This is a genomic window from Dehalobacter sp. TBBPA1 (assembly GCF_040931655.1).
Taxonomy (GTDB): Bacteria; Bacillota; Desulfitobacteriia; order Desulfitobacteriales; family Syntrophobotulaceae; genus Dehalobacter; species Dehalobacter restrictus.
The window spans coordinates 1115841-1133000 of the sequence record NZ_CP162385.1 but is presented as its reverse complement, the minus strand read 5'-3'; the positions used below and the strand labels follow the sequence as shown (position 1 = coordinate 1133000).

General features: G+C 46.0%; 14 protein-coding genes. 2 read left to right on the top strand and 12 right to left on the bottom strand.

Translation table 11 applies throughout. The features are described from left to right. Nucleotides 1–265 precede the first annotated feature (265 nt). A complete protein-coding gene (locus tag AB3489_RS05645) occupies nt 266–802 on the top strand; it encodes a hypothetical protein (RefSeq protein ID WP_019226424.1) in 537 nt (178 codons plus the stop codon). A gap of 19 nt (nt 803–821) precedes the next feature. Here the strand turns inward: AB3489_RS05645 and AB3489_RS05640 are convergent, their stop codons facing one another. The 11 genes from AB3489_RS05640 to AB3489_RS05590 all read right to left on the bottom strand — a co-directional run bounded on the left by AB3489_RS05640 (nt 822) and on the right by AB3489_RS05590 (nt 12669). Then, nucleotides 822–1175 carry a GIY-YIG nuclease family protein gene (locus AB3489_RS05640; RefSeq protein WP_015043095.1) on the bottom strand — a complete coding sequence of 118 codons (354 nt, stop codon included), beginning with the start codon at nt 1173–1175 and terminating at the stop codon, nt 822–824. 3 nt (nt 1176–1178) lie between these two features. Further along, complete coding sequence (locus AB3489_RS05635) at nt 1179–1658, bottom strand: DUF6530 family protein (RefSeq protein ID WP_015043096.1); 480 nt, start codon at nt 1656–1658, stop codon at nt 1179–1181. Nucleotides 1659–1909: 251 nt separating this feature from the next. Next, the gene (locus tag AB3489_RS05630; protein WP_015043097.1) at nt 1910–2299 is read right to left on the bottom strand and encodes a PaaI family thioesterase; all 390 of its coding nucleotides are present in this window, start codon (nt 2297–2299) and stop codon (nt 1910–1912) included. Between the two features lie 29 nt (nt 2300–2328). Next, nucleotides 2329–3432: an o-succinylbenzoate synthase gene (gene menC / locus AB3489_RS05625; protein WP_015043098.1), complete on the bottom strand. Its 1104-nt coding sequence runs from the start codon at nt 3430–3432 to the stop codon at nt 2329–2331. Beyond that, a complete protein-coding gene (gene menE / locus AB3489_RS05620) occupies nt 3429–4877 on the bottom strand; it encodes an o-succinylbenzoate--CoA ligase (protein WP_019226425.1) in 1449 nt (482 codons plus the stop codon). Before menE ends, menC begins: the two co-directional genes overlap by 4 nt. Before the next feature lie 92 nt (nt 4878–4969). Then, nucleotides 4970–5812: a 1,4-dihydroxy-2-naphthoyl-CoA synthase gene (menB, locus tag AB3489_RS05615; protein ID WP_015043100.1), complete on the bottom strand. Its 843-nt coding sequence runs from the start codon at nt 5810–5812 to the stop codon at nt 4970–4972. Between the two features lie 89 nt (nt 5813–5901). Beyond that, nucleotides 5902–6705, bottom strand: a complete 804-nt coding sequence (menH, locus tag AB3489_RS05610) for a 2-succinyl-6-hydroxy-2,4-cyclohexadiene-1-carboxylate synthase (RefSeq protein ID WP_026071882.1) — start codon at nt 6703–6705, stop codon at nt 5902–5904. Between the two features lie 15 nt (nt 6706–6720). Then, nucleotides 6721–8451, bottom strand: coding sequence for a 2-succinyl-5-enolpyruvyl-6-hydroxy-3-cyclohexene-1-carboxylic-acid synthase (gene menD, locus AB3489_RS05605; RefSeq protein WP_015043102.1), 1731 nt, complete (start codon nt 8449–8451; stop codon nt 6721–6723). Nucleotides 8452–8558: 107 nt separating this feature from the next. After that, complete coding sequence (locus AB3489_RS05600; protein WP_015043103.1) at nt 8559–9722, bottom strand: isochorismate synthase MenF; 1164 nt, start codon at nt 9720–9722, stop codon at nt 8559–8561. Nucleotides 9723–9979: 257 nt separating this feature from the next. Continuing rightward, the gene (locus tag AB3489_RS05595; protein WP_015043105.1) at nt 9980–11191 is read right to left on the bottom strand and encodes an NADP-dependent isocitrate dehydrogenase; all 1212 of its coding nucleotides are present in this window, start codon (nt 11189–11191) and stop codon (nt 9980–9982) included. 206 nt (nt 11192–11397) lie between these two features. Further along, the gene (locus tag AB3489_RS05590) at nt 11398–12669 is read right to left on the bottom strand and encodes an MFS transporter (RefSeq protein ID WP_015043106.1); all 1272 of its coding nucleotides are present in this window, start codon (nt 12667–12669) and stop codon (nt 11398–11400) included. A 308-nt stretch (nt 12670–12977) separates the two neighbouring features. Here AB3489_RS05590 and rsgA point away from each other — a divergent pair, with 308 nt between their 5' ends. Continuing rightward, nucleotides 12978–14054, top strand: a complete 1077-nt coding sequence (rsgA, locus tag AB3489_RS05585; RefSeq protein WP_015043107.1) for a ribosome small subunit-dependent GTPase A — start codon at nt 12978–12980, stop codon at nt 14052–14054. Nucleotides 14055–14202: 148 nt separating this feature from the next. Here rsgA and AB3489_RS05580 read toward each other — a convergent pair whose 3' ends face one another. Next, complete coding sequence (locus AB3489_RS05580; RefSeq protein ID WP_368294276.1) at nt 14203–17091, bottom strand: phosphodiester glycosidase family protein; 2889 nt, start codon at nt 17089–17091, stop codon at nt 14203–14205. Between the last annotated feature and the right edge of the window lie 69 nt (nt 17092–17160).

Genomic DNA, 17160 nt, shown 5'->3' with positions numbered 1-17160 from the left:
TCTAAAGCCTATGGCGTTGTGCCATAGGCTTTAGGCGTATATTTTTCAGTAAAATACGTACCCTTCTGATCATCAGTATAACTAAGATCATCAAGACAATGGCCAGCACTGCAGTAAGAAAGAATTTCTGGGCCGGGGTTAAATAAAAAACTCCAGACTCCAGTTAGAAATAAATGCAGACTTTTTTGACCAAATTTCAGCGGTAGAAAATACCATTCTAAAATTTCAAAAATAAGTGCATTCTATATAAAAAAGGAGTACTTTAATGCTGAAAATTGGCAGGAGCGAAGATACAATCATCATTGGCCTTCTTGGAGGTTTAATTGGGACGATTGCTATGGATGTATCTAATTTATTAATTTTTAAGGCAGGGAAAACTGAAACACTATATGGTCATATAGCAGGTGGATTATTTGTAGCTCCATATAGAACAAAACGACGCGAGAATTTCATATTGGGTCAATTGGCTCATTTAGGTATAGGCTCATTGTGGGGAATTCCCTTAGTTTATACGCTTAAGAAAACGGGTAATGATCATTACTTGATAAAAGGAGCTGTCATTTCTATGCTTTCTTTGGGCACGCTTATAGGTGGACAGAAAGTTGGTTTCTTAAAAAAATTCCGCTTAACAAAGACGTATTATTCGGCAATCTGGAATCATCTTCTTCATGGTTTGGTTTCTTCTCAGACTATTATAATGTTAGCCAACCCAACTATGATTAAAAAAATAAATGCCCGTGAGAAGAATACATCCTTCTCACAGGTCAAAGATTCCAATATACATCATTCCTTGGATACCTAAGAAAACCGCATTGGATACCTTAGGGAATCCTTAGTTCCGGATCCAACTTTTCCGCCCATATCTCTTCGAGAAGCTGAAGGTCTTCTTCAAATTCCTTCATGGTCTGGGTATCTTTTATTTCGATTTCTTCCAGAATTTCAAACTTAAAGGCCTTGGCCCCATATTCATCCCATTCCGGTTGAAGTTTTGTCAGCACACAGGAGCCGGTATCTTTAGAAAAATCAAAACGGTTCTGGAACCGCCTGACATTAACAGCGCCCTGCAGAACATAACTGCCGTTTTCGTTATTGGTAATCATAAAAACTCCACCGGAAGTTTTCCGTTCCTTATATTCATTGCGGAGCTCCCTTTTCCGGTCGGATGTACCCGTCATCGTCTAATACCCCATTTCCTTCAGAAGTTTGGAAAGCGTACTCAACCGTTCTCCGATTAATTCATCATCATTGCTGAGTACTTGCCTGAATAGTTTGATGTCTCCTTCAATCATCGGATTATCAGTACATACGGCTACGGTCATTGCATCTCCCTGCAGCCCGATCCTGTCAATGACGGGTTTCTCAGGATCATACATTTTTTCATACCGGTAGGCCTCACGAAAATGAAGTGTCGATCTGCAAATCAGGATCGCAAGATCGATCACCCGGTGAAGTGGAAGCTCCTCGGACTGTCTCGACCATTTTTCTCCGGTGAACCGCCAGACTTTTGCAGATATCTCCAGCTTTCCCCTGTCATTCCACTGGGCCAGCCCCAGGGATAATCCTTTGGCGTCGGAATCATAGGCATTTCTGCCGTCAATCCGTTCATAGTCCTCCGATACAATCACAGGTTTATGTTTCAGCGTCGTCGGAATCTTCATAAGTCACCTCTCCTAATTTAGCAAAATTTTATTTTGTCATTTCTTTTATATCAACTAATCTACTAAATTACTAAATTAGTAGATTGCAATGAGAAGATTATCACATTACACCATCTTTGTCAAAAAAAATACGCCACCATTACAGGCACAGTGGTCACAAATATTTTGACGTCCATAGCTAGACCAGTGTGGTATTGTGGCACACAGATCTACCCTCATACTATGTAAAAGAAGGCTTTAACAGCCTTCTTTTACACTCTATTGTAATTGATAATCGCATTTGTCACGGTTACTACGGAAATCAACTCATCCTTTTCATCAAGCATTTCAATCAACCAGACATGAGATGTCTTTCCCTGATGCAGCAGTCTGCCTTTCGCAAGGATATAGCCTTCTATGTTTTTTGTTTTCATATGATTTGCCGTAATATTCTGGCCCACAGCAACCTGGGTATTATCCAGCAGTTGATTGGAGGCATATCCTGCAGCCGATTCTCCCAAAGCAATGGTTACCCCGCCATGCAATATACCATAAGGCTGGCTATGAAAAGCCGTTAAATTCATCTTGGCTTCAAACGTATTGTCCTTATACTGTATATATTCAATATTCAGGTAATCCATCAGGTATTTCTGGTTTTCCATCAAGTGGTCCTCCTTTCCCGCGCACGTTGCTAAGCGAATATGTGATGCTCAACGGTATAATCAGCCAGGACATTTTCATCGACAGCAATTCCCAATCCCGGACCCCGGGGTACTTCAATCCTGCCGTTTTGAACCGTGACCTCAGGCCGGATGATATCCTGTGGAAAATAACGCTGGGACGGCGACAAATCTCCAGGAATATAGGTATCCTTCAGACTTGCCAAATGGACGTGCAGTATTTTCGAAATTCCGCTTTCCACCATACTCCCGATCCAATAGTAGATATGATGCTTCCGGCAAAGCTCAATCATCTGCCTGACATAAAACAGGCCGCCAACCCGGCCGGTCTTGATGTTCAAGGCGCGGCAGGCTTTTAATTCGATCGCCTTCTCCAGGTCAGCTACACTTAAAATGCTTTCATCCAGACAGACAGGCGTCTGCATTTCTGCCTGGAGTTTCTGATAGTCCGTCAGTTCAGCTTCAGCCAAAGGTTCCTCCAAACACAGCAAACCAAGACCATCTATTCTCATCAATTCGGGAATGTGCTCGGAGCGAAAGCTTCTGTTGGCATCCGCGAGCAGCTCGAGATAGGGATAGGCAGTTCTGATCATGTTGAGTTTGGCAAAACCGTCCTGCGGTTTGATCTTTATTTTAAAACGGACGTAACCTTCCTGCAGGTACTGTTCAATCTGTTTTAACAGGCCGGCGCTATCCAGATCTCCCAGAACCATCCCCGCCTCAATCTGCGTATTTGTCTCCTCCAGAAACACAGCCGCCATGACAGGGATATCCTGACGCCTCGCGTACACGTCCAGCAACGCATTTTCAACCCCGGCGCCTGTCATCGGGTAAGCTCTGTCCAGCCAGGCATGAATGTCGAAAGGATGCACAGTCTCTTCCTGCAGCAGCCGCGGAAGATAAGTTTCCAGCAGAAGGCGTTTGGCATCAGCAAGCGTTTCCGAAGTATAAAAAGGATCAGAGAAAGCGACAACTTCCCCATAGCCGGTATTCCCAAATTCGTCTGTGATTTTAAGAATGATCGTTTCCCGGTGGTTCAAAGTGGTCTGAGATGTTTTAAAGGTAAATTTCAAAGGCATGTCCAAAAGGAACAGCTCTGCTTTTTTTATGATCATGGGTTTCCTCCCCCGGCCAGCATATCTTCCAGTGCCTTGTGACGGATCTTTCCTGTGGTATTCCGGGGAAGTTCAGCCAAAAAAATGATCTCGCTGGGAAGTTTATAGTGGGCAAGTCTCGGAGACAGATAGTCCCTGATCTCTTCTTCGTTTAACGAAGATACTGCAAATAAGACAGGTACCTGTCCCCACTTAGGATCTTTTCTTCCGATGACAACGCATTCTTTGATCCCAGGGTGCGCGTAGAGTATATTTTCGATTTCCCGCGGATAAATATTTTCCCCGCCTGAAATGATCATGTTTTTGCGACGGTCGAGAATATACAGGAAACCATCCGGATCCAAATAACCGATATCTTCCGTAGGAAAAAATCCAGAGATTGTTTCCCGGCCAAGATACCCGTCCATAACCATGGGACTCTGAATCAGGACTTCGCCGCTGCCGTCAGGCCCTGGATTCTTGATCAGGATTTCCACCGAGTCCAGCGGTAAGCCAACTGAATCAAGCTTATCCGGGTATTGAAGAACGGAAAAAGTTGCCGATTGGCTGGTGGTTTCCGTCATACCGTACGTTTTATAGATAGGGATCTGCCTAACCATACATTTTTCAACCAAGGGTCGGGGTATGAACTCCCCCCCTATAAGCACCACTCTCAAGCAATGCCTGTCAATCCGGTCAATGATTCTGTTCAGCATGGTCGGAACAACCGACAGCATATTGACTTTTCCTTCCTGAACCAGGTTTAACGTTTCTTCTTCCCGAAAGCTTTCCAGCAAGGTTACCGCAGTCCCGTTGTATAAACTGCGCAGTAGAATCGTTAAGGCGCTGATATGATACAACGGCAGAATCATTAGCCAGTTATCTTCTTCTGTGACTCCGAGGCTTTTTTGAGAAGCCTTAACATGGGCAGCAAACTGTTTCCAGCGCAGCGGAACAGATTTGAATTCTCCGGTCGTGGCGCTCGTATTCATAATGACTGCAATTTGTTCCGGGTTATAATCCACGGCCGGATCAAATTCGCTGCATGCTTCCGAATCATCTTGTTCTGCAGCATCAGCCTTTACATCATCCGTAACATCATCCCCAACTACATCCGAAAATGACTTCACTTCGGCCGGAAATGACTGGCTAAAATTCACGGCGGCCAGACCATCCTGGGCCAAAACCAGCTGAATATCCAAGGTTTTTACTTGTTTGCCGATTTCTTCAGCGGTTAAACGTGTATTCAGCATCAATACTTCTTTTTGAAGCAGCTGTAAGGCCAGAAAAAACAAGACCGTTTGTTCAGAATTATTCGAAAGGAGCGCTACCCTTTTTTGTTTTTTGACATGCAGCAAAAGCCTTACCGAAAGTAAGCTCACGCGTTCGGACACGTCCCGAAACGTCAGGTCGTTGATAAATTTCTTATCCGGTTTTTCAAGGGCTTGCCTTTTTAACCAGTTCATCTTAATCCATACTCTCTATTAAATCCTTAATTCCATCCATACAGATCGTGTATTACATTATTTGAGGTAGGTCTTCGTAATATCCTGCCGGATCAGGGGAATTTCGGGAACTTTTTGAAATCGGGCTCGCGTTTTTCTTTAAAAGCGTCTCTGCCCTCTTTGGCTTCGTCTGTGGTATAGAATAACAGCGTTGCATCCCCGGCCAGCTGCTGCAGTCCGGCGAGACCATCCGTATCTGCATTGAAAGCTGCTTTCAGGAAGCGAAGGGCCGTCGGTGAATGCTGCAGGATTTCCTGCGCCCATTTCACGGTCTCCTCTTCAAGCTGCTCAAACGGGACGACTGTATTAACGAGTCCCATCTCCAGGGCTTCCTTAGCCGTATATTGACGGCAGAGATACCAGATCTCGCGGGCTTTCTTCTGGCCGATGATGCGAGCCAGATAACCTGCACCGTAGCCGGCGTCAAAAGAACCGACCTTCGGTCCGGTCTGGCCGAATTTGGCGTTCTCCGATGCGATTGTCAAATCGCAGACAATATGCAGAACATGGCCGCCACCAATCGCAAACCCATTGACCATTGCGATCACCGGTTTAGGAATGATGCGGATTAAATGCTGCAGATCCAGCACATTTAGACGCGGAATCTGGTCGTCACCGACATAACCGCCATGACCACGCACCTTTTGGTCACCGCCGGAGCAGAATGCTTCTTTTTCCTGGCCCTGACCATGATTAGCGCCGGTCAAAATGATCACCCCGATATTTTCATCCTCCCGGGCAATCGAAAAAGCATCAATCAATTCCATAATCGTTTTGGGGCGGAAAGCATTGCGGACTTCCGGGCGGTTGATGGTAATCTTGGCGATCCCGCTGTATGTCTCATAAATAATATCCTCATAGCTGCGGCTGAATTTTTTCCACGGAAATGTGCTCATTGAATTACCTCCCTATAATATCGTATTCTTTTTCTCCGGGTTCATATTCTTTTTTCCCGAATTCTTATTACGTCTTTCCGTAATTTCATCTAAGCATCAACGCTTAGGAACTCGCTAACGACCGCCCGAAAAGTCTGCGGGTCTTCCATATGCGTATTATGCCCTACTCCGGAGATGGTCTGCCGGATAATCCTGGCATTTAAATGACTGAACTCCCGGCTGATTTTCTGGTATTTCGGGTCAAGTTCGCCGCTGATAAAGAGAACAGGCATTGTCAATTCGGCCACCAGATCTTTCAGACAAGGAAACGTTCCCTGACCGCTCGCCAGTAGTGTATTGGCAAGCGCATATGGTTCATTTTGCAGGCGGCGCTGCCTGATTTTCGCTCGGACTTTCTCGGGAAGCCGGGCTTGTGTTTTGAAAAGTTCCAAACCTGACCAATAGCTTTCAAACCATTCAATCCCGTTCTGCCGAATATCTTCGGCCAGTACGGCATCATCTCTGCGCCGCTTCTCCCTGCTGAGCTCACCGCATTCCCCATAGGAAGCGCTTTCCATGATAAGTTTAGCAATTTCCCGGGGATATTGTAAAGCATAGGCCAGCGCAATTCGGCCGCCCATGGAATACCCTATCACGCTGTAATGCACCAGCTCTAACTGCTGCGTCAAATCATGCAGCGTTTCCAGCAGCGTGGGAAGTCTGTACGGCTGAAGGGCAGACGGTTTTTCAGTACTGCCGTGTCCTAGCATATCCACCAGGATCAACCGGAAGCCGGCCAGATCCATGTCGTCCCAGGTACCGAGGTTCTCTGAAAAGCCGTGCAAACAGACGACCGGTTTCCCAGTTCCCCGTACTTCAAAGTGAATGTTTAGACCATTTGCGGTGATCATCATTTCCTATCATCCACCTTAGTCATTTTCTGATGGCAGCCGGGTATACTTGTCATGCAGTTCCTTGCTTAACTCCAGATCTATTTTTACTTCAATAAGCTTGATGCCTTGTGTGTTCTGAGCTGTTTGGAAACTGCGCTCAAATTCTTCATAATTTTTCGGTTCAAAGTAGGCGATGCCATACAGAGCAGTTAATGCAGAAAAATCCAAGCCCGGGGGGGTTAAGAACAGCGTTTCAAAATATTTTCCCCGGCTCTGGGGCAAGTACCTGAAGATCCCCCCGCCATTGTTATTGAACAATAGGATGGTCAGATTCAACGGGTGATTCTTGGCGATCTGAAGCCCATTTAAATCATGGAAAAGTGCAATGTCTCCGGTCAGCAGCACCGTCGGTTTACCGGCAGCCGCTATACCAAGGGCTGTAGAAACCATGCCGTCGATTCCATTGGCACCTCTGTTTCCTAGTACCTTCAGGTTTTGCGCGCGAGCTTCCAGAAAATCATCAACATCGCGGACGGCCATACTGTTGGCTGCAAGAATCCTGGATTCTTGAGGCAGAAGATCTTGAAGCCTTTGAATCAAGGCCCCTTCAAACAGTCCTTTTTCCTGTCTGGCTTGTCTTAGCTGCACCCGCATTCTTTGTTGGCAAATGAGCCACCTATCCAAATATCCCCGGCTGCTGTTTTCGGTTTTGACCGACGCTGCAAAAAGTTTAGGTGAAGCCAGTACATAATGATTCGTGGAAAGTGCCGGGTTACGATAGTCAAATACTGTATCGGCCTGGACAAATAATGCGTCCTGATGCCGGGCCAAATACTGCTGAAGGCTTTTCGACACAGGTGTCTGTCCAAACTGGATGACATATTCAGGTCTTAATTCGTCTTTGACCGCATCGTCTTTTAGAAATGCCTGGTAGCTGTCCAAAATGATCTCGCTTGAGAAGCTGCGGAAATTGGACAGCGGATCGGCAAGTACAGGCGCTTTCAAACGCGCCGCTAGGGCCAGTACCTCTGTATGATAGTCAGCATACGCGTCGCCGCCGCAAACAATGATTCCGTTTTTATTGCTGAATGCTGCATCAAATTTCGGATGAACTTCCAAAGGCTCGGCAGGAAGCAGATACGAAGACGGGTTGTTAAGGCTGAAAGGTTCTTTATGAAGTCTAAAAGCATCTCTGTAGCGGCCTGCTGTAAAATCAAGTTTACTTAAATCCGGCACCAATGGTTCACGCAGCGGGATATTCACGTGGGACACGCCAAAGCTTCCCGTCATGGCGCTGCCGTAAGCTCTTTGCATAACTGCCCTGGCATAGCGGTACATCCGTTCATCTTCTTCGGGTAATGCCAGTTCCTCAAAAAAACGCGCATACTCTCCGTAAATCCTGGTCTGATCAATGGTTTGGGGCGCTCCGGCCTGACGCAGTTCGGGCGGCCGGTCGGCCGTCAGAACAATCAGCGGAACTCTGGAATATTTGGCTTCTACCAGGGCCGGCAAATAGTGCGCTGCAGCAGATCCTGATGTACAAACCAGCACGACGGGTCTCTGCATCTCTTTGGCTGCCCCGAGTGCAAAGAAGGCTGCGGAACGTTCGTCAATGCTGACATAGATCTCAAATTGATGTTCACTGAATAAAATTGCCAGCGGGGTAGAACGCGATCCCGGGCTGATCACAACTTCCCTTACGCCCAGTTGGTACAATTCATCCACCAGGGCCGCTATGTAATTCGTTGCTACAAAAAAATCGGTCATCGTCGTACTATCCTCACCTTCATGTCCAACATATTTCAAATCCCAAGCTTAAAGATTTCCAAAGTTAGAATCATAAGATTCCAGGATTAGATTTAAGGACATGGGGTTCAGGGTACAAGGCCCTCCAGGATCGTCCTTAATTTATCGTTCGTCTCGATGTATTCCTCCAGACAATCGGATCCTTCCACGATCCCGCATCCCGTATACGCATAGACCATATTGTCCTGAATAAGGGCCGACCGGATACCGGCCACAAAAATGCCATTACCGTTCTGATCCATGATTCCCAGGGGGGCCGCATACATCCCCCGCTCGTGTTTTTCCTCTCGGGCAATAATGTCAAGGGCGGGTCCGACCGGATTGCCGCCAAGGGCCGGCGTCGGATGCAGACGGGTGACCCAGGCGGTTAAAAGACTGCGGTCTTTTGCCCCAAGACGGGTCTTTAGATGATAAAGGTTTTTCAGGGTCAGAATCCTTGTCTCGTCGATCCATACCTCAGCGCAGTATTTTTTCATCACATCGGCTATGGTATCCCGCACAATTCGGTGCTCATGCAGGTTTTTAGGGTCGTTTAGCAGGATCTCCATTTGAGTCCCCTCATCAATGGCGTTACGGGGAATTGTGCCCGCCAGGGCATAACTGATAATTTCATCGTCCGCTTTCTGGACCAGGATTTCCGGCGTAGCACCCAGAAAAGTCCGTCCTTCCTTCGCATACGCAAAAACAAAGCTGTCCGGGTTTTTTTCCCGGAGGCTCTTGAGTACGCTCTCAACATGAACCGTCGTGGCACAACTGATTTTCACTTCTCTGGAAATAACCACTTTATCCACGTTTTTTAAGGATATTTCCTGTTTGACATTGGTGAATAATTCCTGCCACTGCGGGTAATCATCATCAGCGATCGTATAGGTATGGCGGACAGACTTTGTCTCCCTGTCCTCTAACCCGCAAATTTCTTCCTTCGGCGCCTGCTCGGGATAGTATAAAAGCTGCTTGCCGTCCTTTTCAACATAATAGTACTTGAAAGCAATGGTTTCATTGCCAAGTCCGGCCCATTTGGGATCACGGACCGACTGAAAAAAGGTTCTGGCAGAAAACACTAGGTCGTAATTCTGATAACTTTCTCCTTCAGCAAAGGTTTTCCAACGTATTGCCCCGATGATCAGTTCACCGGTCAGGGGATTATAAAAGAAAAGACGATCCTGTTTGTCAAAATGGGTCCAAAAAGCCAGAGGATTTTCCAATTTCATTTCTTTTTTTAGATACTTCAATTTTTTCCGTCTCCGCTTGTGCAAAATTAATTTCCTATAGTATTATCCTACATTTTCGGCGATATATATACTATTTTATCAAAAGGAGGAAAATTTTTCACGTAATCCGCAGTTTTTTTATAAAAAACCATGTTTACCCCATAAATTGAAAAATTTTTTAGATATAATAAACAGCCCTAATCCGATGGAAATTCGGACCAAGGCTGTTTAATCACCCAGTCATTTCATTCAGTTAAATCCAACACGATGTGCGAGAATTAACCACGGATTCTGTCCAGGGTCCTTTTGGTTTCAAGTAGGAATCCGTCCGTGCTGACAACCGTCTTTTCAGGAAGATCGGAAATCAGGGCCAGGTCTTTGGTCATAATTCCTGCTTCGATTGTCTGCAGGGAAGCGGCTTCCAACTGATCTGCAAACTCGATCAGATCTTTCAGTCCGTCGATTTCGCCGCGTTTTCTTAATGCTCCGGTCCAGGCAAACAGGGTAGCCATCGCATTCGTTGAGGTTTCTTCGCCTTTAAGATGCTTGTAATAGTGACGGGTTACTGTCCCGTGTGCTGCCTCATATTCATAGCAGCCATCGGGAGATACCAGAACCGATGTCATCATGGCCAGACTGCCGAAAGCTGTCGCGATCATATCGGACATCACGTCCCCGTCATAGTTTTTACATGCCCAGATATATCCGCCCTCGGAACGGATAACACGGGCCACTGCATCGTCAATCAGCGTGTAGAAGTACTCAATATCCGCATCGGCAAATTTCTGCTTGTACTCCGCATCAAAGATTTCCTGGAAAATATCCTTGAAGGTATGATCGTACAGTTTGGAAATCGTGTCTTTGGTCGCAAACCATAGATCCTGCTTGACATCGAGCGCATAGTTAAAGCAGGAACGCGCAAAACTCTCAATGGATTTGTCGACATTATGCATTCCCATAATGACGCCTTTGCCAGCAAAGTCAAAAATCGTCTGACGGTTCACTTCACCGGTTTCACTGGTGAAAACGAGTTCCGCCTTTCCAGCGCCCGGGACTTTGTATTCGACATTGCGATAAACATCACCATAAGCATGACGGGCAATCGTGATCGGTTTCTTCCAGGCAGAGACCATTGGTGTGATGCCTTTCACAACAATCGGCGCTCGTAAAACCGTTCCATCCAGAATCGCTCGGATGGTGCCATTCGGACTCTTCCACATTTCTTTCAGATTGTACTCTTCAACCCTTTGGGCATTCGGCGTAATGGTAGCGCACTTTACGGCAACGCCATATTTCTTGTTGGCCATAGCGGCATCGATCGTAACCTGGTCATTCGTCTGATCCCGGTATTCCAGGCCAAGATCGTAATACTCAGTTTTTAAATCGATATAGGGTAGAAGCAAGATCTCTTTAATGGATTTCCAGATGATTCTGGTCATCTCATCGCCATCCATCTCTACCAGTGGGACGTTCATTTGGATTTTCTGCATTTTGTCCTCCTTAATATATCTGAAAATGTCTAAAATCGAAAGCTTTTGTCAATGACATAATTTCGACTGCTATTATACTATAAAATATCGAATTGATATACAAGCAAACACAAAGAATAATACAGAATTCATTTCTGCCATCTTCTATTATCAGCGTCTATGTTTAAATCTTTCCACCTGAATATTTGAGCTTTTCAGTTAACCATTTAAGGTTTTCCGGCAGGCTGCTCTTGTCTTTCCGGCTCAATCCGGGTTTTATTTCCAAGCAGAAAAAACCCCTGAATAAACAGCAGCACACCGGTCACGATCAGCATCCACTCTATTTTAATTACATCAGCTAAAGGACCGAACACCAACATCCCAAGCGGCATCATGGAACTTGATATCATAGTCAGAACACCGAATACCCTGCCTAGAAAATCCCCTTCCACTTTTTCTTGCAGCAGAACCATTGCCGGGACATTGAAGATGGGCATGACGACCCCGATCAGGAACATAAAAAGAAGGTAAATCCAAAAAACCGGAACGACCCCAAGCGCGAGAGTACATACCCCAATCATTAACGCTGCCAGGGTCATCGTGTTTACCCGGTTTTTGAGGCCTCCCCAGGATGCCATCCCGAGTCCGCCGATAACCATGCCAAGCGAAAACGCAACTTCAATTGCAGTCAGCCGCCAGACATCATTACCAAAACTGCGTGTAACCTGAAGCGGGGTTAAAAACGCAGAAGGCGCTGCCAGGAAAAAGAAAACAGCTGTAAATAGAAAGAAAATTTTCAAAAACGGATGGTTAAGAACATACCGGATCCCTTCTCTCAGATCACCGAAGTAACTGACGGTTTGCTTCTGCAAGGCTTTGGCATGGGCAGCTACCCTCAGGAATACAAACAATACCGTCACAGCAATGGCAGCTGTGACCACATCAATAAAAAAGATTGTTTCAATTGCAGCTATGGCTAACAATGCTCCGCTGATCATCGGTGATACCAGCATGACCAGCGACTGAATACTGCCGTTGATGCCGTTGACCTTGGTCAGCTTATCCTGCGGAACGAGCTGAGGTAAAAATGCACCTACAGCTGGCGTCTGAACAGCCGTTCCAAACGCACGCAGGGCAGCCATCACAAACAGAAGCCAGACGGTTTTGTAGCCCAGCAAAAAAAGAATGGCCAGAATAAGGGTAACTGCCGCAATGAGCGTGTCCGACAGCATGATCAGGTTTTTACGGTTATAACGGTCAGCCCAGACTCCGGCAAACGGAGAAAGCAAAAATGTCGGCAAAAATCCGCAGATGATATAAACCGTCATCATCACGCCGGATTGCGTGCTTAAGGTGATGTACCACATCATCGCGTACTGAACCAGCGATGTCCCAAAAAGCGAGAGCGTCTGGCTTGCTATAAACAGAACAGTGTCGTTCTTCCAGTTCGATCCGTTTGGCAATCTCGTTATGCTTGGCGTATTTTTCAGGTCAGGCATAGCAGTAATTTCTCCCATCTATAGATACTTTTCCTGAACATTTCTCAAAATAACTCTAATTTTTTGACATCAAGGATAACACGATACGATTATCCTTGATACACATCTTCCTCTGGTGATTGGCATTTATGGTATAATTATATTGTATTTCAACATTTACTTTAAACCAAAGGAGTATTTTTATGATGAAGTTCTATTGCACTCACGAGCCCCTTGTCCTCTGTCGGGAGGGCAAACAGGTTTACTAAACTTGTACCCTCCAAAAAATTCTCTAACATGACTTGAGATGAATAATTTTGGAGGATAAAATGAATAACAACTTTTTAGCTGCCTACGGGCTGAATGATCGTTTTGCACAAGAAGCAACTTTATATCCGGGTTTATATTTAGCAAGGGTCATTGAACAGCACCGGGATTTCTATCAAGTGATCGCTGAAAATGGCGAGCTGCAGGCTGAGGTCTCCGGCAAGTTTATTTTTAACGCCAGAAATAACGCAGATTTTCCGGCCGTCGGGGATTGGATCATGATTGACCGCTTAAACGAGCGTTCCGGCAACGCGATCATTCACCAGGTGCTTCGCCGCCAAAGTGTCTTTGAGCGGAAAGCTGCAGGAACAACCCATGCTGTCCAGATTGTCGCGGCCAATATTGATGTCGTATTTATCTGCATGTCCCTAAACTATGATTTTAACGTGCGCAGGCTGGAACGCTACCTTACCATTGCTTTCAACAGCATGGCAACTCCAGTCATTGTTCTGACCAAGGCTGACCTCTGCACGGATTTAGACAGAAAGCTTCAAAAAATTTCGGATGTCTGTGCCGGCACAGACGTCATTGTCTGTTCAAGTATGACAGAAAACGGTTACCGGGATATTTTAACCTATATTGCCAATGGTAAAACAGTTGCCCTTATCGGTTCTTCCGGTGTCGGAAAATCGACCCTGATTAACCGCCTGCTGGGCCAGGAAGTGTTAGCTACCCGGGAGATCCGTGATGACGACAGAGGCCGGCATACAACGACCAGCCGCCAGCTGCTGCAGCTTCCTAACGGAGGCCTTGTCATTGACACGCCAGGGATGCGGGAGCTGCAGATTGAATCCGGTGATCTGGCCCAAACGTTCGATGATATTGCGGAATTTGCCCAAAAGTGCAGATTCAAAGATTGTTCCCACACCACGGAACCGCGATGCGCGGTACGCAAAGCGATTGAAAATGGTGAACTGCTGCAAGACCGGGTAAACAGCTATCAGAAACTGCAAAAAGAGCTTGCTTACGAAGGTTTAAATTCGCGGCAGCTTGAGCAGGAAAAAATCAAAAGCATGTTCGGCAGCAAAGGCGAAATGAAGCAGGCCATGCGCCAGTTCAAAAATAAGAAACAAAGATAGCACGAACCCAAGTAAATCGATTTCTAAATTCCGTTAACAAAGATCCAGAACTTTACTCGGGTAAGCGAAATACAAGTTGACTTTAGCTGATTGGTTTTTTTCCATTCAGCTAAAGTCTTTTTCTTTCTATAGCAATTTTCTTACGTTTTTATAGCGCTTTAAATTCGTAGGTAACTTGATCATCCAGAACAGTAACGATCAGCTTATTGGCCTGTTTGCCTGCTGCGGAAGTGTTGAAGCCCGCACAGGAAATGTAACGTACTCCCCTGTCCAACTGAGCTTGATCCGTGGAGCCCGGATAAAAGACATAGACATTTTTGCCAGTCTCCTTGTGGTAATCCGCTAAAGTATCCTTAAGTAAAGCAGCTTCTTTGGCATTAACAAATGAACCAGGGGCACAGTCCATGGATACAAAGATTTGATCGCCTTTGCTACTGTTTAATTCTTTGAACAGCGAGGTCCATTGCGCCGGGTCAGTTCTCCGGAGCCCTCCTTTGCAGCAATCAAGCTGAATGAAGGTACTGTTCTTGTAATGAAAGGTTTTATACCCGCTGCCAGTTTTCATAGCAGGTTTGGTCACTCCTCCGGCTAATTTGGCAGCGCTTGCTCCGGTGTAAATGGCAAGATCCATATTTTTATTGATAAACGTATTCAGTTGCATCAAGCTTTGTTGTTTGGATTTGCTGTTGGGCTGCACGCTGCTGCCGAACACCGCAAACCTGAAACTACTTGATCCCGCAGAGAACGTTGCCGCCCGATTGGCCTTATCCGTAAGTACAGTATTTTGGGGTATCTTGGTAGTATCGATGGCAGGATGATTGCTCACGCTTGCCGTAAGCTCATCCCAATAAATCATTCCGCCGCTATTGGAAGGATCCGTGTTCCGGACGTAGAGTCTTGTCAAATAGCGCGGGGAATTGATACTTCTGAGAGACGTGCTGACCTGTCTCCATCCATTCCAGCTCATATCCGCTGAAAATTGGACCTGATGCTTTTTACCGCTGGCATCTATAACTTCTCCCATGAGTTTATTGGTATTCTCCAGAGAATTATAAACCCAAACGGCAAGACCTGACGTATTGGCGTTAAGCGGGATCCCTTTGTTTCCAAAAAGAACGGATGCCTCACCAGGGTCCTCCGTATAAAGAAAATCATACATTAGTTCTCCGGATGTTTGACCTGCATAAACCTGCCCGCTACTGATCCGGTAAGAACCCCTGACATTTTCCGAGCTTGCTGAAAATGTCCCAAAGCTGTCTTCAAAAGCATATTTATTTTCCGTACTTTCCGAAGATACGGCAACCGCACAGTAGGCATGAGCATTGCCGACGGAAGCCTCGATATAGCCTGTACCTGCGTTCTGAGCCTGGAAGACACCATTAAGACATTCTCCGATGCCGATGCTGCCATATACCTTCCACTGAATATCTTCCGGCTGAATCCGAGCTGTAAATCCCTCCAGACTGCAGCCTGTAACCTGTATCGTCTGGCTTTGCCCTGACGGCACCTTGATTTCATTGGTACTCAGAATAAGCCTTGCGGGGGCGCTTAAAGAGCAAATATCCAACTCAGTCGTCAAATCCCCTACCTTTGCGGTGACTTTTCCATCCCCCACGGAAGTCGGACGAAGCGTACCTCCTGAAAACGTGCCTTTGATACCGCTGACTCCCCACTTCACATCCTTAGGGTCAATGTCCACCGGGTTCGCATATTGGTCTATTCCTTTAAGTGTAAAACTTCTCGAAGTATTAACAAAAATATTTGGACTTTCGGTTTCAATGATTAATCTTGAAAGCGTTCCGGCAGGAGCCAAAGAAAAAATCCCGATGGCGTTCGCAACCGGCCTTAATGTTCCCTCTGAAGGGACATTGGCAACCCGGAGCTGCTTTGTCCCAGGGGTTCGGGCCACCATGGTCGTTGACCCGCCTCCGTCAAGTATCATGGCTTTGTAAGCGCCCAGCTGCAGCATCAGTTCTGCTGACTCTTTTTGGGTAAGACCGATACTGTTATCCTGTCTTCCGTCCACAGTGACCAGAATCAGTTGTTTGCCGTCCTGCGTACTTCCTGCGAGCGTGCGGGGATTATTCTGATTAAAGCTGCTAACATTATATGAGAATTTATCGGGTATCTGACCGTCTTTAACCAGAACAGAAGCTCCGGTGACTGACATTTGAAGGCCGGACCAGTCCGGGGTTGAGTTTAGGCTTAGCGAAGCTTGTCCGCCAATTTGCAAACTTTGCATCAGTTTTGCTGCTTGTTCTCCCCTGGAGATGATTACAAAGCCATTAGTAGGAATCACTGCGGCTGACTGAGCCTGACGCACCTCCACAACCCGGCCGTCAGATACAAGAACTTCAACCAGGTCAGGATAGGCAGCCGAAGCCCCTAGTGTAGAAGCCCCCCATTTCTTATCAAGAACGGTAATATCGGTATAATTCCGACGGCTGGGCTGGTTGTACTGAGAATCAACAAACGGCGCAGAATCAGGGCCAATCAATTGAAGCTCATTTTTCCAATAGTCAATACTCAATTCGCCGTAATCGCTTATGCTTAAAGAAGCCATTTCATTTTTATTTTGATTATACCAGCCGGCTGTCGACAACAAGCTACCATCTTGAACGATTGGCCCGTCGGCATAGCCGGCTGCCGCATTTATTGCATTGAAAAAACTGGCATTCACCGCTGCCACAGCGTTATCTTGTTGAGCTAGAGCGGGAACAGTGACGAGTTTTTCTGTGATCTGATCGTTTGTCAATGTATCAATTTTTATATTAGGATTCGTCGTATCGATTCGTAAAACATTAATGTTTAACCAGCCGTTCAAAGTGAATCTCGATATATTCTCCAAAGTTGCCCCAGCAGTAATCGTTTGCAGGGTGCTTGATTGGTAAAGCGCAGCCGGCAAGGCTGCTGCTTCACTTGAAAGCGTTGCGACGAATAACATCATGGCGATAACAACGGATAATGCTTTTTTATTAAATTGAATCATGATAATTTGTTTGTCTCCTCTTTCCGTCTGATATTTCTGTCTATACACAACAAAAATTTGGAATTTCTTCCAACTTATTTTAAGTATACACCTTTGTCTGCTGTTTTATCTACCTTT